Genomic DNA, 20,033 nt, shown 5'->3' with positions numbered 1-20,033 from the left:
AAATGCTTAAATGCACCTGCTCAGGATATCGTTCCAAAACAGGAAGACAACAATTTGTTTATTGCAGACCAGAAAAATCCGCCTAGTTGTTTCCCCGCTCGGCCTCGATCTTGCGCCAACGGGCGACATTCTCGTTATGCTCTTTCAGTGTCCTGGCAAAGGCATGGCCACCGGTGCCATCCGCCACGAAGAAAATGTAATCGGTTTCGTCAGGATGCACCGCCGCCTCGATCGCCGCGCGGCCCGGATTGGCAATCGGCCCCGGCGGCAATCCCTCGATCACATAGGTATTATACGGCGTTTCGCGGCGCAACTCGCTCTGGCGCAAACCGCGGCCCAGAATCCCCTGCCCCTTGGTGATACCGTAAATTACCGCCGGATCCGTTTGCAGCTTGATCCCCTTGCGCAGCCGGTTGACGAACACACTGGCCACCTGCGGGCGTTCCTCGGCCACGCCGGTTTCCTTTTCGATCAGGGACGCCAGCGTCAGCGCCTCTTCCTTGGTCTTGATCGGCAGGTCCTCATCCCGACCGGCCCAGGCCTCGTCCAGAATGGCCTGCTGGGCCGCCTGCATCCGCTCAAGCACCGAAACCCGCATATCACCCTGGCGCACCTCGTAGCTGTCGGGGGCCAGCATGCCTTCGGGCGGCATTTCGGCAATCTCGCCATTCAGGAAATCCGCAGCCTTCAGCGCCTCGACAATCTGCCATGTAGTCACCCCCTCGGCCAAAGCAATGCGATAGCGCGCATCCCCCTGCTCGCGGGCCTGCGTGTAATCGGCGGGGGTTTCCCCGTCGGCGGGCACGAAGGCCACCGTATCAATATATTTGTTCGTTGCCGGATCCAGTTCACGCACCTTGATCTGGGTGCGGGTCACACCGATGCGATAAACAATCTCGGTGCCGCAACTGCTGGCCCCGCCACGGGTGACAATATCCACAATATCGGCCATTGACGCCCCTTCGGGCACCAGAAAACTACCGGCCTTCAACTTGTGCGATTTGTCGGAATAATTGGCCCCCATGCGAAACAGCGTGTCACTGCTGACCGCCCCGCGCTTGGCCAGTTCCTCGGAAACCTTGCGCATGTTGGTGCCGCTTTCCACCCGCAGACACATGGCCTGCGTCAATGGTCCCGGCGCCTTATAGCGGTTTTGCGCCAACAGGATCACCCCGCTGGCCACCGCCAGAATAACCACCATCAAGGATAGAAAGGTCGAGGTAATATGCTTCCACATCAATCTGTTACCTTGCCAATAACCAGACTGGCGTTGGTGCCGCCAAAGCCGAATGAGTTCGACAGCGCCACGTTGATTTCACGTTTCACGGCCTTCTTGGGGGCCAGATCCAGCTTGATCCCCTCGGGCGGATTGTCCAGATTCAGCGTCGGTGGCGCGATCTGGTCGCGCAGTGCCAGAATACAGAAAATTCCCTCCACCGCACCAGCCGCGCCCAGCAGATGGCCAATCGCCGATTTGGTCGAGGACATGGTCGCCCCCGCCGCGGCATCGCCCATCAGCCGCTCAACCGCAGCCAGCTCGATCGTGTCGGCCATGGTCGATGTGCCGTGCGCATTGATGTAATCAATATCATCAGGCGTCATACCGGCCCGTTTCAGCGCCGCCGCCATCGACCGATACCCGCCATCCCCGTCCGAGGCCGGCGCGGTAATGTGATAGGCATCTCCCGACATCCCGTAGCCCAGAATCTCGGCGTAAATCTTGGCCCCGCGTGCCTTGGCGTGCTCGTATTCCTCCAGCACAACCACACCGGCACCTTCGCCCATGACAAACCCGTCGCGGTCCTCGTCATAAGGGCGGCTGGCGGCCTTTGGGTCATTGCCCCGCCGCGTTGACAGCGCCTTGCAGGCGTTGAAACCGGCAATGCCGATCTCGCAAATCGGGCTTTCGGTGCCACCTGCGATCATCACATCGGCATCATCCAGCATGATCAGCCGCGCCGCATCGCCAATCGCGTGTGCGCCGGTGGAACAGGCCGTCACAACTGCATGGTTCGGCCCCTTGAACCCATAGCGGATCGAAACCTGACCCGAGGCCAGATTGATCAACGCCCCCGGAATGAAAAACGGCGAAACCCTGCGCGGCCCGCGTTCTTTCAACACAATCGCGGTCTCGGCAATCGACTGCAACCCGCCAATGCCCGAGCCGATCATCACACCCGTGCGCAGACGGCTTTCTTCGTCTTCCGGGGTCCAACCGGCATCCTTCACCGCCTGATCTGCTGCGGCCATGGCATACAGGATAAAATCATCCACCTTGCGCCGGTCCTTGGCGGGCATCGTATCATCGGGGTTGAATGTGCCATCCGTGCCATCACCAAACGGGATTTCACAAGCGTAATCGGTCAGCAGATGGCCGGCGTCAAACCGCGTGATCGTGCCCGCACCGGATTCACCGGCCAGCAGACGTTTCCAGGTTTCCTCGACCCCGCAAGCCAGCGGTGTCACCATGCCCAGACCTGTAACAACGACTCGACGCATATTTGCCCCCTTGGTATTCTTGTTCCTATTCCAAAGGTGTTTACCTTGCCTGCCCTGCATACGGCAAGCCAAACCGCACCGATGTGCGGCATTACGCCAAGATTTGTCGCCTTCCCGCCAGCCTAGGATCAGGACCTACTCCAGATCAAACAGCGGGGTCGACAGATACCGTTCCGCGAAACTGGGCAGAACAACCACAATATTCCTGCCCGCCATGTCGGGGCGTGCGGCAATTTCCCGCGCTGCGGCCAGCGCCGCACCCGATGAAATGCCCACCGGAATCCCTTCCACCGCGGCCAGTTTACGGGCATTTTCAAAAGCCGCGTCATTGCCGATCTGAATTATCTCGTCAATCAGACCGGTCTCCAGAACAGCAGGCACAAACCCCGCACCGATCCCTTGAATTTTATGCGGGCCCGGATCACCGCCGGATAAAACCGGACTGTCCACCGGCTCGACCGCGACAATATGCACATCCGGTTTGCGTTCCTTCAATACTTGCCCCACACCGGTGATCGTGCCCCCCGTGCCCACGCCCGAAACAAATACATCTACCTTGCCGCCGGTATCCTGCCAGATTTCCTCGGCGGTGGTTTTGACATGAATTGCCGGATTGGCGGGGTTTTCAAACTGCTGCGGAATAATTGCGCCTTCAATTTCTTCTGCCAGTTCCTCGGCCCGCGCAATCGCGCCTTTCATGCCCTTGGCACCCTCGGTCAGCTCCAGCTTTGCCCCCAGCAGTGCCAACATCTTGCGTCGCTCGATGGACATGGTTTCCGGCATGGTCAGGATCAGGTTATAGCCCCGCGCGGCGCAGACAAAGGCCAGCGCAATGCCGGTATTGCCGCTGGTGGGTTCAATCAGCGTGCCGCCGGGTTTCAGCACACCCGAAGCCTCGAGTGCATCCACCATCCCCACCCCGATCCGGTCCTTGACCGAGCCAATCGGGTTGAAAAACTCCAGCTTGGCCAGAATATCCGCCCCGACATCCGCCCCGAACCGTGACAGCCGCACCAAAGGGGTGCCACCCATTGTCTGGGTGATATCGTCGTAGATTAAACCGCGTGGGGGTGTCGGCATGGGCTTTCCTTCCTGAAATGCATCATTTTAAACGATCATAGAACGGTTTTCCCAAATGACGCCAGAACACTGTCGGAATTAGGTCGAAATTCCCCTAACCCCGCCAAAACACGAACACACGGACCAAAAACAGGCCAAAGGGTGCAACGACAGCCCTAAACCTGCCGTGCAAACAACTGCAATTCGTCGCCCTCAAACATCGACAGCCGCGTTTTCGCAAACCCCAGCTTGCCGGCCAACCGCATCGACGGGGTGTTCTGCGGATCGATCATGCAAACGCAACGGTCCGCCAACCCTGCCCCGTCAAACCACGTCAATGCCGCCTGCATCGCCTCATAGGCAAACCCTTGGCCCTGCGCGCGCCCCTCGAACAACCAACCCGCCTCGGGGTATTCGTCAAATCCGGCCCCATGCCCGCGCATCGCGCAAGGAAACCCCACCTGCCCGATCAACGCACCGGTATCGCGCCGCTTGACCGGCCACATGCCATAACCCATTTCGGTCCACGCACCGATATTGGCCAGAAATGCGCCCCACAACTGCGACTTTGGCCGCGCCTCGCCGCCGATAAACCGGTAAACCTCGGGCAGGCTCCATAACCGCGCCAGCGCCTCGAAATCGGCGCGCGCAGGGGACACCAGCACCATTCTCTCTGTTTCTATCTCTGGTATCATCCAGCCTCGCATACAAAAAACGGCGCCCCGTTAAGGGACGCCGTTTCCAAACTGTTAAATCAACGAAAAAAGCTTAAGAAGCTTTTGTGATGAACGACACAGCGTCGCCGAATGTCTGAATCGTTTCAGCAGCGTCATCCGGAATTTCAATGCCGAACTCTTCTTCAAAAGCCATAACCAGTTCAACCGTGTCCAGGCTGTCAGCGCCCAGATCATCGATGAACGATGCTTTTTCTGCTACTTTGTCTTCTTCCACACCCAGGTGCTCGACAACAATCTTTTTAACGCGATCTGCGATGTCGCTCATGGTATTTCCTCTTACGTTTAGGGGTCGTCGCCCGTTTTGTTTGTCCAGGGTGCCATGTGGCCCCCCAAACCCCGCGAATGCGGGTATTCCGGACAGCGCAACATGCGCCCCCGATGAATTCTGCGCCGCCTATAGCACATCACGCCCTTAAGGCAAATGATTTGTGCGCTTCAGGTAACTCCGAAAACATGGGTAACCTTTGGCAAATTACAAGTTTGCCCTTGCGCCAGATTGGGAATTGACGCGCCAAAGCCTCATAAAATACAACAGAGAAAGTTTCAGGTGTCCGCAGCCCTGCCCCCTTTGGCAAGACTGCGGATTAAACGGGAAGTCCGGTGCGTGTGAACACAGCACAAATCCGGCGCTGCCCCCGCAACGGTAATTGCGGTGTGATGGACCAGACAGCCACTGTGCAAGGGTTTTGCACGGGAAGGTGGTCCATCCGGCCATATGGCCCCGCATCAGCCCGGAGACCGGCCTGCAAGCTGCATATCGACGGCATTCGCGCGGGGCGGTGCCGGGTCATGAATGGCTCAAACCTCCCCGAACAATGCTAAAATTAAAACGCCGCACCTTTTTCGCGCGGGGATTGCGCGGGTCGGCATAATGAAAGTGTGAACAACATGCATATCGAACCCGGAATCGTCGAGGGTGGCAAAATGGCGCTTGGATACGCCACCGCCGCCGGCTCGCTGACCCTTACCGCCAAAATGGCACTGGATACCGTTAAAAAAGACGGCGCACTCTCGTTGATGGGCCGCAGCGTGATCGCCACCGCGCTGGTATTCTCGTTCTTCGAGGTTCTGCCCCACCACCCGGTCGGGGTATCCGAAGTGCATATGATCATGGGCTCGACCCTGTTTTTGCTGTTCGGTCTGGCCCCGACCGCGATCGGCCTTGTGCTGGGTCTGCTGATCCAGGGCCTGTTCTTTGCCCCGTTTGACCTGCCGCAATACGGCATCAACGTCACCACCCTGCTGGTGCCGCTGTTCGCGATGGCAATGCTGGCCAAGCGCATCATCCCGCAAAACGTCGCCTATAAAGACATCAAATACCGTCAGGCACTGGCCCTATCGACCGCCTATCAGGGCGGGATCGTCAGCTGGGTGGCCTTCTGGGCGCTTTACGGTCAGGGCTTTGGCGCTGAAAACCTTGCCAGTGTCGCCACTTTCGGTGCGGCCTATATGACAGTGATCCTGCTGGAACCACTGGTTGATCTGGCCGTGCTGGCCGGCGCAAAAACACTGCACCGGTTCAAGGACAGCGGGCTGTTTGAAAAGCGCCTGCACACGGCTGCCTAACAAAACCGTTACAGAACGAAAACGGGCGCATGCGGTTTCCCCCATGCGCCCGTTTTCTTTTAGGTCTACGCCCTAGGGTCAGGATCTAGAGCAAATCCAATCCAATTGAATTCACCACACACCCCGAACGCATTTGCTGTCGCAAACGCTGCCTCGAGTTGCGTGGTAAATACACGAATCCGGTTAGATTGGATGCGCCCTAAACCATCGTCATCCCGCCATTCACATGCAGCGTGGCACCAGTGACATAACCGGCCTCCTCGCTCGCCAGATACAACACCGCCGCCGCGATCTCCTCGGGCCTGCCCATTCGCGCCGCCGGTATCTGGTCATATATGCCCTTTTTCTGATCTTCGCTCAGCGCATCCGTCATTGGCGTTGCAATAAACCCCGGCGCAACCGCATTCACCGTAATGCCGCGCGTTGCAACCTCTTGGGCGATACTTTTGCCCATCGCTATCATCCCAGCTTTGGCAGCCGCATAATTCGCCTGCCCCGGATTACCCGTGGTGCCGACAATGGATGAAATATTGATAATCCGCCCCCAGCGTGCCTTCATCATCGGGCGCATTACACCACGGCACAGACGCATGGTGCTGGTCAGGTTGATATTGATTACCGCATCCCAGTCCTCGTCCTTCATCCGCATGAACAGATTATCGCGGGTGATCCCGGCATTGTTGACCAGAATATCCAGCCCCCCCATCGCCTCGATCGCCTGTTTGGGCAGCGCCTCGACCGCCTCAGAGTCCGACAGGTTGCAAAGCAGCACATGCGCCCGCTCGCCCAGTTCAGCCGCCAGCGCCTCTAGCGGCTCTACCCGCGTGCCTGACAAAGCGACCGTTGCGCCGGCCCCGTGCAGCGCCTTTGCAATCGCGCCACCGATACCACCGGACGCGCCCGTTACCAGTGCCGTTTTACCTTCAAGATCAAACATTTAAACCTCACTCTTCATCTGTTCTACAGCTTTCGCCACATCCTCGGGCGTGCCCACGGCCGCCGTTGCTACCGATTTATCAATCCGCCGGATCATGCCGCACAGGGCCTTGCCGGCACCTATCTCCCAGATCTCGCTGACACCTTCACCGGCCATATAGGCCACCGATTCACGCCAGCGCACCGATCCGGTCACCTGCTCAACCAGCAGCGCGCGGATCACATCGGGGTCCGTCACCGCCTCGGCCCGTACATTGGCGACCAGCGGCACCACTGGCGCGTTGATCGCCACATCCGCCTGCGCCTGCGCCATCACATCCGCCGCAGGCTGCATCAGGGCACAATGGAACGGCGCGGATACAGGCAACATCACTGCGCGGCGCGCCCCGCGTTCCTTGGCGATCTCGCAGGCGCGTTCCACCGCCGCCTTATGGCCCGAAACCACAACCTGCCCCGGATCATTGTCATTGGCCGCCTGGCAAACTTCGCCCTGCGCCGCCTCGGCCGCCACCTCTTGCACCGTGGCAAAATCCAGCCCCAACAGCGCCGCCATGGCACCAATGCCCACCGGCACCGCCTCCTGCATCGCCTTGCCGCGAATACGCAACAGCCGCGCGGTATCGGCAACCGAAATCGCCCCCGCCGCCGCCAATGCCGAATATTCGCCCAGACTGTGACCGGCCACAAATGCCGCATCACCCACCGAAACTCCCTCGGCCTCCAGTGCCCGCAATGCCGCCAGGGACGTTGCCATCAGCGCCGGTTGCGCGTTGGCGGTCAGGGTCAGGTCATCCTGCTCCCCCTCCCAGACCAGCGCCGACAGCTTTTCACCCAAAGCCTCGTCCACCTCGTCAAACACGGCCTGCGCCGCCGGATAGGCCTCGGCCAATGCGCGCCCCATGCCAATGGTCTGCGCCCCCTGCCCCGGAAATACAAATGCTCGGCTCATCAGCCACTCCCTTTATTGTCGTTCATCCCGCGTTGCCCTGCAAATACCCCGCCCGAAACAAATTCGCAATCACTCCCCATTACCGTTCTGCAAATATCCCCGCCGGAGGCATAAAATCTCTTGTTCCCCACCTACCAGCCGCAGGAATGCACAGAATTTGTGCCCTCACGCCGAATTTATCCCGAAATCATCGCCTGATATGCCACCCTGACATCAACAGGAGCGCGAACAATGATCCAAAGCTATAGCCCCGTCACCAAAACCCTGCACTGGCTCACCGCCCTGCTGATGCTATCGGCCTTTCCATTGGGATTGCTGGCCAACAACGCCCCCTTTGCCACCAGTGATGAAATCGCCAGCAAAGCCCTGCTGTTCTCGCTGCATAAAACCATCGGTGTTGCCGCCTTCCTTACGGCCTTGACCCGCATCCTCTGGGCGCTGACCCAAACCCCGCCCGCCGACCTGCATCCCGATCGCAGGCTGGAAACCTTCGCCGCGCATCTGGTTCACTGGCTGCTCTATATCTCGATGCTGCTGGTGCCGCTGACCGGCTGGATCAACCACGCCGCCAGCACCGGCTTTGCGCCGATCTGGTGGCCCTTTGGCCAATCCCTACCATTGGTGCCCAAATCCGAAACGGTTTCGGCCCTGTTTTCCGCCGGCCACTGGGTGTTTACCAAAATCCTGCTGGCCGCCGTCGCACTGCATATCGCCGGCGCCCTGAAACACGCCTTTATCGACCGCGACGAAACCCTGCGCCGGATGTTACCGGGGAAAACCCCCGCCACAGCGGCCACCAACCGCAGTCGCGCGCCGATGCTGGCTGCAACCGCCCTCTATAGCGCCGCCATCGCCCTTGGCGTCTGGCTGGGCCAGCCAGACGCCCAAACCGACGCAAAGCAGTTGGCAAGCGTGAACAGCGACTGGACGGTCACTGATGGTGCCCTTGCCCTGACCGTCACCCAGTTCGGCAGCGAAGTATCCGGCAGCTTCACCGACTGGACCGCAGATATCAGCTTTGATCCCGCCACCGGCACCGGCACCACAGACGTTAACGTCAACATTGCCAGCCTGTCGCTTGGCTCGGTCACTGCGCAGGCGCTTGGGCCGGACTTCTTTGATGCCACCAACCATCACACAGCCCATTTCAAGGCCACCATCGCCCCACAGGGCGACCACTTTGCGGCGACGGGCACCCTGACCCTCAAAGGCAAGGAACACCCCCTGACCCTGCCTTTCACGCTGGACATTACAGACGGGACCGCCTTGATGGCGGGGCAAGTAACGCTGAACCGGCTGGATTTCGGCATCGGGGAAACCCTGCCCGATGAAACCACCCTGAAATACCCGGTGGCCATAAACATCTCCCTGACCGCCTCACAATAATACAAAAAGGCCGCCCCTGTTCAGGAGCGGCCCTTGCTTTGCTATTTGCAGGTTCTATTCGGCCTTCATCGCCTCGATCGAGATCATTACATCCAACTCGTCCCCGATATAGGGCGCAAATTTCCCGACCCCGAAATCACTGCGCAACAAACTGGTCGTGGCATTAAATCCCAACCACGGCTTGCCCGCCATCGGGTGTTCTGCGGCCTGGTTCAGCACCGCATCCAGCACCACCGAATTGCTAACCCCGTTGATTACCAGATCGCCGGTGATCAGGGCGGTGTTTTCGCCGGTCACCTCGATTCCTGTCGATGTGAAACTGATGGTGCTGTCATCTTTTGCATCAAAGAAATCCGGTGACATGAAATGCTCGAACCGCTTTTCCCACCCCGTATACATTGATTTCAACGGCATCGAGACCGAAACCGTTGATGACGCAGGCGCATCGGCATCAAACATGATTTCACCGCCAAAGCCCGAAAACATGGTCCATGTCGTCGAAAATCCAAGGTGGTTGTAAGAAAAGACAACCTGACTGTGGCTGTTGTCCAGAATGTATTTTTCCGGTGCCGCTGCGGCAGATGTAGCAACCAAAGCCGCCAATGCGGCAGCAATTAAGGGAAGTTTCATTTCGCGTTCCTATCCTTTGTTAAGACAGGAACCAGTGTCGGCGCTGCCCCTGTTCAGGGCAATACGCCATGCTTCAACAGTTTGTGTTCGTAGATGAACAACCGTTTTGTGTTATGCAATCGCCTTTGGCTTGATCACACCTTCGGCCCCTTCCAGGATATATCCCCGGTTGGCCTTAGTGCGCATTGGCGCGTTGCGGCCCAACAAATCACGGCCCATTTTATCACGCAAACCTGTCAAGTTCTCTTCCTGATCCCGCGCCACTTCGATCACTTGTGCCGAATTGCCCAGACGCATCACCAAACGCACCTTGCCATTTTCCTTTTGGGTCCGGTCAATAAATACGGATCCGATTTTTTCAAACGGGATACGGCTCTGAATGCGTGCAACACCTTTGGTATTCCGCAGCACTTCCCGGATTTCCAGTTTTGCCAGATCGACCTGAATTTCGTATTTGGTCCCATGCGAGGCATACCAAACCAGTGTCACACCAAACACACCGAACAGGGAAACCATTGCCATCTTGAAGCTGATCAGCTCGGGCGAAAGCATTGAACCGGGCAATGCCCAGAACCCCAAAGACACCAGGACCAGCAAACCGCCAACAATCGCGGCCCCCCATTGAAAAAACACAGCCAGAGTGCGGTCACAGGTGTTGCACCGCACAATATATCCCCAATAGGTTTCATTCACCTGTGTGGCGGGTTTATTGTTCTTGCGGGTTTCCTTTCTGGAAACAGAAGCAATGGCATTCATGGACTTTCCCCGATTTTATCTTCTTTGAGTTGTTTCTGACAAAGGATCATGACCGAAATGCGGCAGTTCCGGTTCATTTTGTTGTCGCCACGGGTTGTCTTTGCGTCAGATTTAACAACCAGGCCGGACCCAGTGGATATGCCTTGCATCACAAGCCCAGCGTTGTATAAGGCCACTTCCTTTCCGCTGTAATTGATGAATCAGCGTAGCCTCTCGTGGGCGGGTCGCGGAAAGGTTGACCCCCGCCCTTTGAAATGCGCTTTAGAAATGAATAGGAGCGAACATGCCACTATACGAGCATGTGATGATTGCGCGTCAGGACCTGTCCAACACGCAAGCCGAAGGTCTGATCGAACATTTTGGTGCTGTGCTTGCCGATAACGGCGGCAAACTCGTTGATAGCGAGTATTGGGGCATCAAGACCATGGCCTACAAAATCAACAAAAACCGCAAAGGGCATTATGCTTTTCTGCGCTCGGATGCCCCGGCACCGGCCGTTCAGGAAATGGAACGCCTGATGCGTCTGCACGACGATGTCATGCGCGTTCTGACCATCAAGGTGGACGAGCACAAAGAACTGCCCAGCGTGCAAATGCAAAAACGCGAAGAGCGCGGCGACCGCCGCCCGCGTCGTTGATTTTAGCCTAGGAAAGGATCTAACCCATGGCATCTAAACCATTTTTCCGCCGTCGCAAAGTCTGTCCCTTCTCGAGCGACAATGCTCCTGCGATTGACTACAAAGACGTTCGTCTGCTGCAGCGCTATATCTCGGAGCGCGGCAAGATCGTGCCGTCCCGTATCACCGCCGTTTCGGCCAAGAAGCAACGGGAACTGGCCCGCGCCATCAAACGCGCCCGCTTTCTCGCCCTGCTTCCCTACGCCGTGAAATAAGGAGCAAAGCACATGCAAGTTATCCTCATGGAACGCGTGGCCAAACTGGGCCAGATGGGCGAAGTAGTGTCCGTCAAAGACGGTTACGCCCGCAACTTCCTGCTGCCCCAAGGCAAAGCCCTGCGTGCATCGGAAGCCAACATCAAGCATTTTGAAGCGCAAAAAGCACAGCTGGAAGCGCGCAATCTGGAAACCAAGGCCGAAGCCGAAAAAATGGCTGAAAAGCTGGACGGTCAACAGTTCACCGTGATTCGGACAGCCTCCGACGCCGGTTCGCTGTATGGCTCGGTTACCGTGCGTGACGCTGCCGAAGCCGCCACAGCCGAGGGTTTCTCGGTCGATCGCAAACAGGTTTCCCTGTCTGCACCGATCAAGGAACTGGGCCTGCACACGGTTCACGTCGTTCTGCACCCCGAAGTCGATGTCAAAATCGAACTGAACGTGGCCCGTTCGCTGGAAGAAGCCGAGCTGCAAGCTGCGGGTAAATCGATTGCCGAACTGGCAGCCGAAGCCGAAGCCGAAGCCGAATTCGAGATCGCCGAACTGTTCGACGATATCGGCGCTGCGGCCGAAGAAGACGAAGATCTGGCCCCTGCTTCCGACGAAGAGGCACCTGCCGGGGAAGCAGAAGAAGAAAACGCCGAGAAGGCCTAAGCTTCTTTTTCAATACCAGTTTCAAAAAGCCGCATCAGACCTTGTCTGGTGCGGCTTTTTGTTAACCATAGAGTCAGTTTTTCGGACCTGCGCGACACTCCCGCAGACGCCCTTAAGTTTAAATAACCGTTTATTTATATACAATTACACGAAAACTTGCCGCAAAACCGATCTTAACCATTTATTCATTGTTAAATAGAAGTAAACGCCGACACCGGTTAGGCCATTTACGGGGGCCATAATCGAAACAGGTGTTAACATGCGCTTAATTTATTCAGTATTTGCGGCACTGCTGCTGTCCGTCGTATCTGCCACAGCCGGTTCCAGTTATCTTGCGCTCTCCTTGGGCACCAGTTTCGAGAACCACGACTTTGATGTCTGGAATGGCCCCGCAACCCCCGGGCGCCGCGCGCTGACCGCTTCAGCACGGTCAAGCGATTACGCGGTTGCCTTCGGGGTGCGCGACATATTTCATATCGGCAAACGCCCCTATGATCTGGAATTCGAGGTGTTCGAGCGCCAGAACAGCCATTTCACCGCCACCGGTGCCGCTGGGAACCATCCCACGGCTATTCGCACCACCAGCATCCTGTTGTCCGCCTGGACTGCCGTTGCGCAAGGGAAGAAATGGACCCTGAAAGCCGGTGCCGGTGTTGGTGCGCGCCATTCGGTCTACCGGATGACCGGACCCGGTATATCCTTCACCACCACCGATCGCGCGCCTTATGCGATGGTCGGCCTGCGGCTTGCCAAACAGGCCGGTGCGCGCACCCGCGTTTTCACCGAAATCCGTGCCCACACCCGCCCGCCAATCTATTCGGCAGGTGGGCCTATGCAGGGGCCGCTGGAACATAATTCGGCAGGCATCACCCTGCGTATGGGGCTGCAAATCACATTGGGAAAATAGACGTGAAAAAGGCCACCCCGAACTAACGGAGTGGCCTTCAATTTCGCCCCTATGGGGAAGCTTTATTCCTTGTCCAGCGCCTCGAGCGCCTTTTCAAGCTCTTCCTTGCTGACTTCTTTTTCAGAAACATCAGCCAGTTCAAACGCGTAATCCACAACCTTGTCTTCAAACAAAGGTGCGCGCAGTTGCTGCTGCATCTGCGGGTTTTGCTGAACGAATTCAAAGAATTCACGTTCCTGACCGGGGTACTGACGCGCCTGGTTCATGATCGCTTGCGACATCTCGGCGTCGGTCACTTTGACTTCGGCTTTCTGACCCATTTCGGCCAGCAGCAGCCCCAGCTTCACGCGGCGTGCAGCCAGTTTCTTGTGCTCGTCTGTCGTTTCGATTTCGGGGTGCTCGTGGCCCTGAACATCGGGGTTATCCTCGTGCCACAGCTGATGGGCAATCTGGCCCGCTTCGGCATCCAGCAGCGACGGGGGCAGTTCGAAATCCGAGGCCGCATCCAGCGCATCCAGCAGCGCCCGCTTCATCACCGCGCGCGAAGCACCGGCATATTCGGCTTCCAGACGCTCGCCAATCTGTTTCTTCAGGTCGGCCAGATCTTCGGCGCCATACTGTTTGGCCAGATCGTCGTTGATTTCAGCCGCAGCCGGGGCTTTCACCGCTTTCACCTTACAGGCAAAAACCGCATCCTTGCCGGCCAGGTTTTCGGCACCGTATTCCTTGGGGAAGGTCACTTTCACGTCCAGCTCGTCACCGGCTTTGGCGCCGATCAACTGCTCTTCAAAACCGGGGATAAAGGAGTTGGACCCCAGAACCAGCGGGTAATCCTCGGCGGTGCCGCCTTCAAACAATTCGCCATCAACCGAACCGGCAAAATCGAACACGATCTGGTCACCCTCTTTGGCCTTGGAGCCTTTCTTGCGGTCTTCAAAGTTCTGCGCGGTTTCCGCCAGGCTTTTCAGCGCTTCCTCGACTTCTTCGTCGGCAGGCTTGACCACCAGTTTCTCCAGCTTGATCTTCTTCAGATCGGGCTGCTTGATTTCGGGCAGGGCTTCGTAGGACATTTCGACTTCGATGTCGTCGCCCTCTTTCCACTCGTCATTGACCATTTTCACTTCGGGCTGCATCGAGGGGCGATCGCCGCTTTCCTCGAAATGCTTGGCCATGGCGCCGTCAACGGCTTCCTGCATGGCTTCGCCCATAACCTTGGGGCCAAACTGCTTTTTCATCAGCGCCATCGGCACCTTGCCCTTGCGAAACCCCTTCATTTCGACTTCGGGCTGCGCTTCTTTCAGCTTTTCATCGACTTTGGCCTCCAGCTCGGCGGCGGGGATGGTGATGGAATAGGCGCGCTTCAGGCCTTCGTTCAGGGTCTCTTTGACCTGCATGGCAGTGGTCCTTCATAACTAAATGGGCCGCGCGAATTGCGCGGCGGGATAGATCAGGGTTCTTCTAGTGGCGGGTTTGGGGCTGTGCAAGGGAAAATGCCTGAAATATACGGTTTTGCCGCGCCATCCGCCATATATGGACAGGGATTTGGAAATCCGGCAGAAAAACCCAGGGTCAAGACCCATTAATCCTGCGCCGTTGGTTTGACAGATTTTTTCTCTGACAAGGCATGTCTGCGCAGGAATAGTGGTTCTATTTCAATCAGATGTAACGCAGTCAGAGGGAAAATCCGTCAAATCCGAAGGACGCTGTTTTCCCGTCATCTCAGCGGCGTGACGCACTTGACAATGAAGCCACCATTGGCGGCACTCGTCAAACCCCTGATATTTCGGGAAAACAGCGCCAACGGTTCAGGATTAATGGGCCTTGACCCTAGCAAATGGTGCGGGTGAAGGGACTTGAACCCCCACGCCTCGCGGCGCCAGAACCTAAATCTGGTGCGTCTACCAATTCCGCCACACCCGCACTTATCTTTCGGCCAGCGGCCCAAAGTCCGCGCCTTCTAGCAAAGCATTCGCGCCGTGGCCAGCAGAAAATTATTCATAAAACAACCAAGAGACGAACACATTTTCGCCCCATTGGGAATCGACAACTTCAGGCAGACCACCAAGGGGACAATGTAATCATGACGGCCAGTTCGGACTCACAATTGCAGACAGGCACCACCGTTCAAACGACCGGTATTGCCCTGGGAACCGTTGTTCTGACCCTTGATGGCGAAATTCCGGTCGAACATCTAAGCGCCGGTGATCGCATCATCACCCGCGACAGCGGTATGGCCGTTCTGAAAGCCATCCACACGCAGGAAATCACCACCCGCCCCTATCGCATTTCGGCTGACCGTCTGGGGCCGGGCCGCCCGGATGTCGATACGATTGTGCCTGCGGATCAGCCCATTCTGGTGCGCGGCTTGCTGGCCAAGGCCCTGTTTGCCGCGGATAGCGCAATGGTGCCGGTGTCGCGTCTGGCCGATGGCGAATATATCGCCAAATGCGAAGAACAGACCCTGCGCGTTTACGAGTTGGAATTCGACACGCCGCATGTGATCTATGCAAACGGTCTGGAACTTGCCAGCGCGCGCCACGCTGTCGCCATCGCCGCCTAAATTCCCAAACTGCGAAACACTTCTGGCAACTGCTCTGGCAGGTCCTCGGCGATCAGTCCGGGGCCAAAGTGCAAGGCACATTCCACATGCAGCCACGCCGCCATTTCCGCCGCCAGCATCGGGTGGAATCCGCGTGCCAACAACCCCGTGATGAACCCCGCCAGCACATCCCCCGACCCTGCAGTCGCCAGCCACGGGGCGGCGCGTTCATAATGGGCCGAATTGATCGATGCACGCCCGTCCGGATCGGCAATCACCGTATCGGCCCCTTTGAACAACACCACACAACCCGCCCGTTTGGCGGCCTCGCGCGTCGCGTCCACCTTGGAATAGGCGGGGCCTTTGGTGGCCGGCGCGTTCAGCTTTTCGGCAATGTCGGGAAACAGACGAGCAAATTCGCCCGCGTGCGGGGTCAGCACCACGTTTTTATGTAACTTACCGAACAGTGCATCCGCTTCGTCAAAGAACAGGATCGACAACGCATCGGCATCCAGAACCGTCGGGCGCTTGGCCTCTAGCGCAACCCGCACCAGTTCCCGTTCCCGCGTGCCCTTGCCCAAGGCTGGCCCCAAACACAGCGCATTGATCCGCTCATCTTTCAAAACCCGCGCCAAAGCATCCGCGTCATGCACCGTCTCCAGCATGATCGCATTCAACTGGCTGGCGTTTTCCACCACGGCGTTCGGAGGGCATCCGACCGTCACCACCCCTGCCCCGATCCGCAACGCCCCGCGCGCCGCCAGACGGGCCGCACCGCCTTTGCCACTAGCGCCGGACAGGATGAGGGCGTGGCCGTGGGTGTATTTGTGGCCGTCCCGTTTTGTCAGAAACCCAGAATATGTACTTCCAATCTCCACATATTCTATATCGTTTGTTATTTTGCTTTCTTCCAAGCCTATGTCTTTTATATTAACTTTTCCGCAAAACTCATCAGAACGATCCAAAAGATGTCCAGGTTTCAAGCAATGAAACGTAACCGTTAGATGATTTCGATCATTAACCTCACTTCCGATCGGTTTGCCACTATCTGCACAGAGAAATGATGGGATATCTATTGCCACAGATTTTGCGTTTGAGCCTGCGATATTGGCTTCAACCCTGAACAATGCATACCAAACATCATTAGGGATCGGTCGTGTTAAACCAGTACCAAAGAATGCATCGACCCAGAGATCACCAACACAATCATAAATGGCTTCTTGATCCAGAGCCGAAACCTCCCCCATCTCCGCCCACCGCTCGTAATTCACCTTCGCATCCGGCGGCAGCTTATCGGCGTCCCCATACAGAAACACCTCCACCTCCCAGCCCCATTCTTTCAGCAGACGCGCCACCACGAACCCGTCACCGCCGTTATTGCCCGGCCCGCACAACACCACTGCGCGGTGCGAGGTCGCGGCAAGTTCCGGCCACTCCTCGAACACCGCCTCGACCACCCCGCGCCCCGCGCGTTCCATCAGCTCCAGCCCCGTGACCTGCCCCGACTCAATCGCCGCCTGTTCAATCGCCCTCATCTGCGCCGCTGTCAGAAGTTCGGTCATCATAAAAACCCTTTGTTCACAAAACGCACAAATTTCACACGTTCTGCCTAATTTTTAATCACAAGCCGCAGAATCCAGCCCCGCGCCCTGCCCCGTCCACCATAGCGAATTGTGAGGGGCATTTGAAAGTGGTCTGTCATAGGTGAAACCACCTGTCAGGGGAGTCGCAGGCTATGAAAAAGATTGAAGCGATCATCAAACCTTTCAAACTGGACGAAGTGAAAGAGGCATTGCAGGACGTGGGCGTTCAGGGCCTGTCTGTTATCGAGGTCAAGGGCTTTGGCCGTCAAAAGGGCCACACGGAGCTGTACCGCGGGGCCGAATATGTCGTCGATTTCCTGCCCAAGGTTAAGATCGAGGTGGTTCTGACCGAAGACATGGTCGATGCCGCGATCGAGGCGATTGTGGAAGCCGCCAAAACCGACAAGATCGGCGATGGCAAGATTTTCGTGACACCCGTTGAGCAAGTCGTGCGTATTCGCACCGGCGAAAGCGGACCGGAAGCCATTTAGGATAAACCGGCGGAATTTCCGCCCACTATAATTTACCATAGAAAAGGAAGCAAAATGGACAACAAAGGCGTTCTGAAGCTGATCAAGGACGAGGACATCGAATATGTAGATGTTCGTTTCACCGATCCGCGCGGCAAGCTGCAACATGTAACGGTCGTGGCCGATCTGGTGGACGAGGATTTCCTTGAAGAAGGCTTTATGTTTGATGGCTCGTCCATCGCGGGCTGGAAATCGATTGAAAATTCGGACATGAAACTGATGCTGGATCCGGCCTCGGCCTATATCGATCCGTTCTATGCCGAAAAGACGCTGGCGGTGCATTGTTCCATCGTCGAGCCGGACACCGGCGAAGCCTATAACCGCGACCCGCGCGGCACAGCTGAAAAGGCCGAGGCCTATCTGAAGGCGTCGGGCATTGGGGATGTGTCCTATTTCGGCCCCGAGGCTGAATTCTTCCTGTTCGACGATGTGCGTTTTAGCGTTGAAATGAACAAGGTATCGTTCGAAGTGGACGCTGGCGACGCGTCATGGAACACCGACACCAATTATGAAATGGGCAACATGGGCCATCGTCCGGGCATCAAGGGCGGCTATTTCCCCGTGAACCCGATTGATGACGCACAAGACATCCGTAGCGAAATGCTGTCGACCATGAAGCGTCTGGGCATGAAAGTGGACAAGCACCACCACGAGGTTGCCTCGTGTCAGCACGAACTGGGCCTGATTTTCGGATCATTGACCCATCAGGCGGACGAATTGCAGAAATACAAATATGTGATCCACAACGTGGCCCACGCCTATGGCAAAACCGCCACCTTCATGCCGAAACCCATTTCGGGTGACAACGGCACGGGGATGCATGTGAACATGTCGATCTGGAAAGATGGCAAGCCGCTGTTTGCAGGCGACAAATACGCCGATCTGTCGGACGAGGCCCTGTGGTTCATCGGCGGCATCCTGAAGCACGCCAAATCGCTGAACGCCTTCACCAACCCGTCGACCAACAGCTACAAGCGTCTGATCCCCGGTTTCGAGGCCCCCGTTCTGCGCGCCTATTCCGCGCGCAACCGTTCTGGCTGTGTGCGTATTCCGTGGACTGAATCGCCCAAGGCCAAGCGCGTCGAGGCCCGTTTCCCCGATCCGGCCGCCAACCCCTATCTGTGTTTCTCGGCCCTGTTGATGGCCGGCCTTGACGGCATCAAGAACAAGATTGATCCGGGTGCCGCATCGGACAAGGACCTTTACGATCTGCCACCGGAAGAGCTGGCCGGTATCCCGACCGTTTGTGCATCGCTTCGCGAGGCGCTGGACGAGCTGGAAGCGGATCACGATTACCTGCTGGCCGGTGACGTGTTCACCAAGGACCAGATCGAAGGCTATATGGATCTGAAGTGGGAAGAGGTTTACGCCTATGAACACACACCGCATCCGGTGGAATACAAGCTGTATTATAGCTGCTAAGCGAGGTGGCGGGGTGAACCCCGCCCTACAGGGAAAATCAGAGGGCGTCCTTTTGGGCGCCCTTTTGCTATTTTGCAGGGGGCAGGCTAAAGTCGGGACGTATTGATTGAAGGAGGGACAAATGCCCCGCAAATTAACCACCACATTCGCCGCCCTGTTGGCCGCATCCGTTTTCACCAACCCCGCAATCGCCGCCCAATGCGGCAACACATCCGCTGGCTATAACGCCTGGAAAGCCGCCTTTGCCAAAGAGGCCAAACGCGCCGGAGTTGGCAAGCGCGGTTTGGCCGCACTGGCCGGCACAACCTATGCCAAACGCACGATTGCAGCGGACCGGAACCAGAAAAGCTTTCGCTATTCACTGGCCAAATTCATGCAGATACGCGGGGCCGATACCATTGTCGCCCAAGGACGCCGCCGCATCGCCAAGAACCCCGCATTCTATGCCGCTCTGGAAAAGAAATACGGCGTGCCGGCGGCGGTACTGGTGGCGATCCACGGGATGGAAACCGGCTTTGGCCATTTCATGGGCGACAGCAATGTGGTGTCGTCAATCAGCACGCTGGCCTATGATTGCCGCCGCACGGATTTCTTTGTGCCGCATGCGATTGCCGCCCTGAAACTGGTCGATCGCGGCACCCTGTCGGCCAAATCCATCGGCGCACGCCATGGCGAAATGGGCCACACCCAGTTCCTGCCCGGCAATGCGCTGAAATACGGCGTGGATGGCAATGGCGACGGGCGGGTTGATCTGAACAACATGGCCGATGCACTGGCCACCACCGCGAATTACCTGCGCGGCAAAGGGTGGAAACCCGGCAAGGGCTATCAGGAAGGCCAGCCGAATTTCCGCGTGATCAAGGAATGGAACGCGGCCACGGTTTACCAAAAGGCCATTGCGATTATGGCGGGCCGGATTGAAGGCTAAAACACAAAAAACGCCGCGATCAACAAAGGGGGCATCAAGCCCCCTTTTTTGTTTGGAGATC

Annotated in this window: 21 protein-coding genes, 1 tRNA gene and 1 riboswitch; of the genes, 10 read left to right on the top strand and 12 right to left on the bottom strand. The window is 57.3% G+C overall.

What is annotated here, in order from left to right; all coding sequences use genetic code 11:
* Positions 1-82: 82 nt before the first annotated feature.
* The 5 genes from mltG to BAR1_RS06345 form a co-directional block, all read right to left on the bottom strand.
* Positions 83-1,237, bottom strand: a complete 1,155-nt coding sequence (gene mltG / locus BAR1_RS06365; protein ID WP_118942249.1) for an endolytic transglycosylase MltG — start codon at positions 1,235-1,237, stop codon at positions 83-85.
* Positions 1,237-2,499, bottom strand: coding sequence for a beta-ketoacyl-ACP synthase II (gene fabF / locus BAR1_RS06360; RefSeq protein ID WP_118942248.1), 1,263 nt, complete (start codon positions 2,497-2,499; stop codon positions 1,237-1,239). The genes mltG and fabF overlap by 1 nt, the downstream gene beginning before the upstream one ends.
* 135 nt (positions 2,500-2,634) lie before the next feature.
* Positions 2,635-3,579, bottom strand: coding sequence for a cysteine synthase A (cysK, locus tag BAR1_RS06355; RefSeq protein WP_118942247.1), 945 nt, complete (start codon positions 3,577-3,579; stop codon positions 2,635-2,637).
* Between the two features lie 155 nt (positions 3,580-3,734).
* A complete protein-coding gene (locus tag BAR1_RS06350; RefSeq protein WP_162891681.1) occupies positions 3,735-4,226 on the bottom strand; it encodes a GNAT family N-acetyltransferase in 492 nt (163 codons plus the stop codon).
* A 100-nt stretch (positions 4,227-4,326) separates the two neighbouring features.
* Positions 4,327-4,560, bottom strand: a complete 234-nt coding sequence (locus BAR1_RS06345) for an acyl carrier protein (RefSeq protein WP_118942245.1) — start codon at positions 4,558-4,560, stop codon at positions 4,327-4,329.
* Between the two features lie 263 nt (positions 4,561-4,823).
* A riboswitch (cobalamin riboswitch) is annotated at positions 4,824-5,056 on the top strand.
* Between the two features lie 127 nt (positions 5,057-5,183).
* Between BAR1_RS06345 and BAR1_RS06340 the strand changes: the two genes are divergently transcribed.
* Positions 5,184-5,861, top strand: a complete 678-nt coding sequence (locus BAR1_RS06340; protein WP_118942244.1) for an energy-coupling factor ABC transporter permease — start codon at positions 5,184-5,186, stop codon at positions 5,859-5,861.
* Positions 5,862-6,060: 199 nt separating this feature from the next.
* On the opposite strand, the gene fabG is transcribed toward BAR1_RS06340, so the two are convergent.
* Positions 6,061-6,798, bottom strand: coding sequence for a 3-oxoacyl-ACP reductase FabG (gene fabG / locus BAR1_RS06335; protein WP_118942243.1), 738 nt, complete (start codon positions 6,796-6,798; stop codon positions 6,061-6,063).
* Complete coding sequence (gene fabD / locus BAR1_RS06330; protein WP_118942242.1) at positions 6,799-7,746, bottom strand: ACP S-malonyltransferase; 948 nt, start codon at positions 7,744-7,746, stop codon at positions 6,799-6,801.
* 231 nt (positions 7,747-7,977) lie between these two features.
* On the opposite strand from fabD, the gene BAR1_RS06325 reads away from it, so the two are divergent.
* Positions 7,978-9,132, top strand: coding sequence for a cytochrome b/b6 domain-containing protein (locus tag BAR1_RS06325; protein ID WP_118942241.1), 1,155 nt, complete (start codon positions 7,978-7,980; stop codon positions 9,130-9,132).
* Between the two features lie 54 nt (positions 9,133-9,186).
* Here the strand turns inward: BAR1_RS06325 and BAR1_RS06320 are convergent, their stop codons facing one another.
* Together BAR1_RS06320 and BAR1_RS06315 are read right to left on the bottom strand one after the other, a co-directional pair.
* Positions 9,187-9,762 (bottom strand): YceI family protein, encoded by a 576-nt coding sequence (locus tag BAR1_RS06320; protein WP_118942240.1) that lies wholly within the window; start codon positions 9,760-9,762, stop codon positions 9,187-9,189.
* Between the two features lie 111 nt (positions 9,763-9,873).
* Entirely contained in the window at positions 9,874-10,518 is a 645-nt protein-coding gene (locus BAR1_RS06315; protein WP_118942239.1) for a hypothetical protein, read from the bottom strand.
* A 283-nt stretch (positions 10,519-10,801) separates the two neighbouring features.
* Here BAR1_RS06315 and rpsF point away from each other — a divergent pair, with 283 nt between their 5' ends.
* The 4 genes from rpsF (at position 10,802) to BAR1_RS06295 (ending at position 12,970) form a co-directional block, all read left to right on the top strand.
* Positions 10,802-11,155: a 30S ribosomal protein S6 gene (rpsF, locus tag BAR1_RS06310; RefSeq protein ID WP_118942238.1), complete on the top strand. Its 354-nt coding sequence runs from the start codon at positions 10,802-10,804 to the stop codon at positions 11,153-11,155.
* A gap of 26 nt (positions 11,156-11,181) precedes the next feature.
* Positions 11,182-11,409 carry a 30S ribosomal protein S18 gene (gene rpsR, locus BAR1_RS06305; protein ID WP_118942237.1) on the top strand — a complete coding sequence of 76 codons (228 nt, stop codon included), beginning with the start codon at positions 11,182-11,184 and terminating at the stop codon, positions 11,407-11,409.
* Positions 11,410-11,421: 12 nt separating this feature from the next.
* Positions 11,422-12,063, top strand: a complete 642-nt coding sequence (gene rplI / locus BAR1_RS06300; protein WP_118942236.1) for a 50S ribosomal protein L9 — start codon at positions 11,422-11,424, stop codon at positions 12,061-12,063.
* Positions 12,064-12,322: 259 nt separating this feature from the next.
* On the top strand, positions 12,323-12,970 hold the full coding sequence (locus tag BAR1_RS06295; protein ID WP_118942235.1) for a hypothetical protein: 648 nt from the start codon (positions 12,323-12,325) through the stop codon (positions 12,968-12,970).
* Positions 12,971-13,032: 62 nt separating this feature from the next.
* Here BAR1_RS06295 and tig read toward each other — a convergent pair whose 3' ends face one another.
* Both tig and BAR1_RS06285 read right to left on the bottom strand, forming a co-directional pair.
* Positions 13,033-14,364 (bottom strand): trigger factor, encoded by a 1,332-nt coding sequence (gene tig / locus BAR1_RS06290; RefSeq protein WP_118942234.1) that lies wholly within the window; start codon positions 14,362-14,364, stop codon positions 13,033-13,035.
* A gap of 441 nt (positions 14,365-14,805) precedes the next feature.
* Positions 14,806-14,890, bottom strand: a tRNA-Leu gene (locus BAR1_RS06285).
* Positions 14,891-15,050: 160 nt separating this feature from the next.
* Between BAR1_RS06285 and BAR1_RS06280 the strand changes: the two genes are divergently transcribed.
* Complete coding sequence (locus BAR1_RS06280; RefSeq protein WP_118942233.1) at positions 15,051-15,530, top strand: Hint domain-containing protein; 480 nt, start codon at positions 15,051-15,053, stop codon at positions 15,528-15,530.
* Here the strand turns inward: BAR1_RS06280 and BAR1_RS06275 are convergent.
* Entirely contained in the window at positions 15,527-17,071 is a 1,545-nt protein-coding gene (locus BAR1_RS06275) for an NAD(P)H-hydrate dehydratase (RefSeq protein ID WP_118942232.1), read from the bottom strand. The two genes, BAR1_RS06280 and BAR1_RS06275, sit on opposite strands and share 4 nt — an antisense overlap.
* A 173-nt stretch (positions 17,072-17,244) precedes the next feature.
* Between BAR1_RS06275 and BAR1_RS06270 the strand changes: the two genes are divergently transcribed.
* From BAR1_RS06270 to BAR1_RS06260, 3 genes are all read left to right on the top strand, one after another.
* On the top strand, positions 17,245-17,583 hold the full coding sequence (locus BAR1_RS06270) for a P-II family nitrogen regulator (RefSeq protein WP_118942231.1): 339 nt from the start codon (positions 17,245-17,247) through the stop codon (positions 17,581-17,583).
* A gap of 54 nt (positions 17,584-17,637) precedes the next feature.
* Positions 17,638-19,044 (top strand): type I glutamate--ammonia ligase, encoded by a 1,407-nt coding sequence (gene glnA / locus BAR1_RS06265; protein WP_118942230.1) that lies wholly within the window; start codon positions 17,638-17,640, stop codon positions 19,042-19,044.
* A 121-nt stretch (positions 19,045-19,165) separates the two neighbouring features.
* A complete protein-coding gene (locus tag BAR1_RS06260; RefSeq protein ID WP_118942229.1) occupies positions 19,166-19,972 on the top strand; it encodes a lytic murein transglycosylase in 807 nt (268 codons plus the stop codon).
* Positions 19,973-20,033 lie beyond the last annotated feature (61 nt).

Origin of the sequence: Profundibacter amoris, assembly GCF_003544895.1 — a bacterium.
GTDB classification, from domain to species: Bacteria; Pseudomonadota; Alphaproteobacteria; order Rhodobacterales; family Rhodobacteraceae; genus Profundibacter; species Profundibacter amoris.
Note: the sequence above shows the minus strand (reverse complement) of the source record. Positions and strands in the feature narration are given on the sequence as shown.

Coding starts and splice junctions, on each gene's coding strand:
- BAR1_RS06350 (WP_162891681.1), bottom strand. CDS start 4,226: ATGGTGCTGGTGTCCCCTGCGCGCGCCGATTTCGAGGCGCTGGCGCGG.
- fabG (WP_118942243.1), bottom strand. CDS start 6,798: ATGTTTGATCTTGAAGGTAAAACGGCACTGGTAACGGGCGCGTCCGGT.
- BAR1_RS06325 (WP_118942241.1), top strand. CDS start 7,978: ATGATCCAAAGCTATAGCCCCGTCACCAAAACCCTGCACTGGCTCACC.
- BAR1_RS06345 (WP_118942245.1), bottom strand. CDS start 4,560: ATGAGCGACATCGCAGATCGCGTTAAAAAGATTGTTGTCGAGCACCTG.
- BAR1_RS06270 (WP_118942231.1), top strand. CDS start 17,245: ATGAAAAAGATTGAAGCGATCATCAAACCTTTCAAACTGGACGAAGTG.
- tig (WP_118942234.1), bottom strand. CDS start 14,364: ATGCAGGTCAAAGAGACCCTGAACGAAGGCCTGAAGCGCGCCTATTCC.
- cysK (WP_118942247.1), bottom strand. CDS start 3,579: ATGCCGACACCCCCACGCGGTTTAATCTACGACGATATCACCCAGACA.
- rpsR (WP_118942237.1), top strand. CDS start 11,182: ATGGCATCTAAACCATTTTTCCGCCGTCGCAAAGTCTGTCCCTTCTCG.
- fabD (WP_118942242.1), bottom strand. CDS start 7,746: ATGAGCCGAGCATTTGTATTTCCGGGGCAGGGGGCGCAGACCATTGGC.
- fabF (WP_118942248.1), bottom strand. CDS start 2,499: ATGCGTCGAGTCGTTGTTACAGGTCTGGGCATGGTGACACCGCTGGCT.
- rplI (WP_118942236.1), top strand. CDS start 11,422: ATGCAAGTTATCCTCATGGAACGCGTGGCCAAACTGGGCCAGATGGGC.
- rpsF (WP_118942238.1), top strand. CDS start 10,802: ATGCCACTATACGAGCATGTGATGATTGCGCGTCAGGACCTGTCCAAC.
- glnA (WP_118942230.1), top strand. CDS start 17,638: ATGGACAACAAAGGCGTTCTGAAGCTGATCAAGGACGAGGACATCGAA.
- BAR1_RS06260 (WP_118942229.1), top strand. CDS start 19,166: ATGCCCCGCAAATTAACCACCACATTCGCCGCCCTGTTGGCCGCATCC.
- BAR1_RS06275 (WP_118942232.1), bottom strand. CDS start 17,071: ATGACCGAACTTCTGACAGCGGCGCAGATGAGGGCGATTGAACAGGCG.
- BAR1_RS06340 (WP_118942244.1), top strand. CDS start 5,184: ATGCATATCGAACCCGGAATCGTCGAGGGTGGCAAAATGGCGCTTGGA.
- BAR1_RS06320 (WP_118942240.1), bottom strand. CDS start 9,762: ATGAAACTTCCCTTAATTGCTGCCGCATTGGCGGCTTTGGTTGCTACA.
- mltG (WP_118942249.1), bottom strand. CDS start 1,237: ATGTGGAAGCATATTACCTCGACCTTTCTATCCTTGATGGTGGTTATT.
- BAR1_RS06280 (WP_118942233.1), top strand. CDS start 15,051: ATGACGGCCAGTTCGGACTCACAATTGCAGACAGGCACCACCGTTCAA.
- BAR1_RS06295 (WP_118942235.1), top strand. CDS start 12,323: ATGCGCTTAATTTATTCAGTATTTGCGGCACTGCTGCTGTCCGTCGTA.
- BAR1_RS06315 (WP_118942239.1), bottom strand. CDS start 10,518: ATGAATGCCATTGCTTCTGTTTCCAGAAAGGAAACCCGCAAGAACAAT.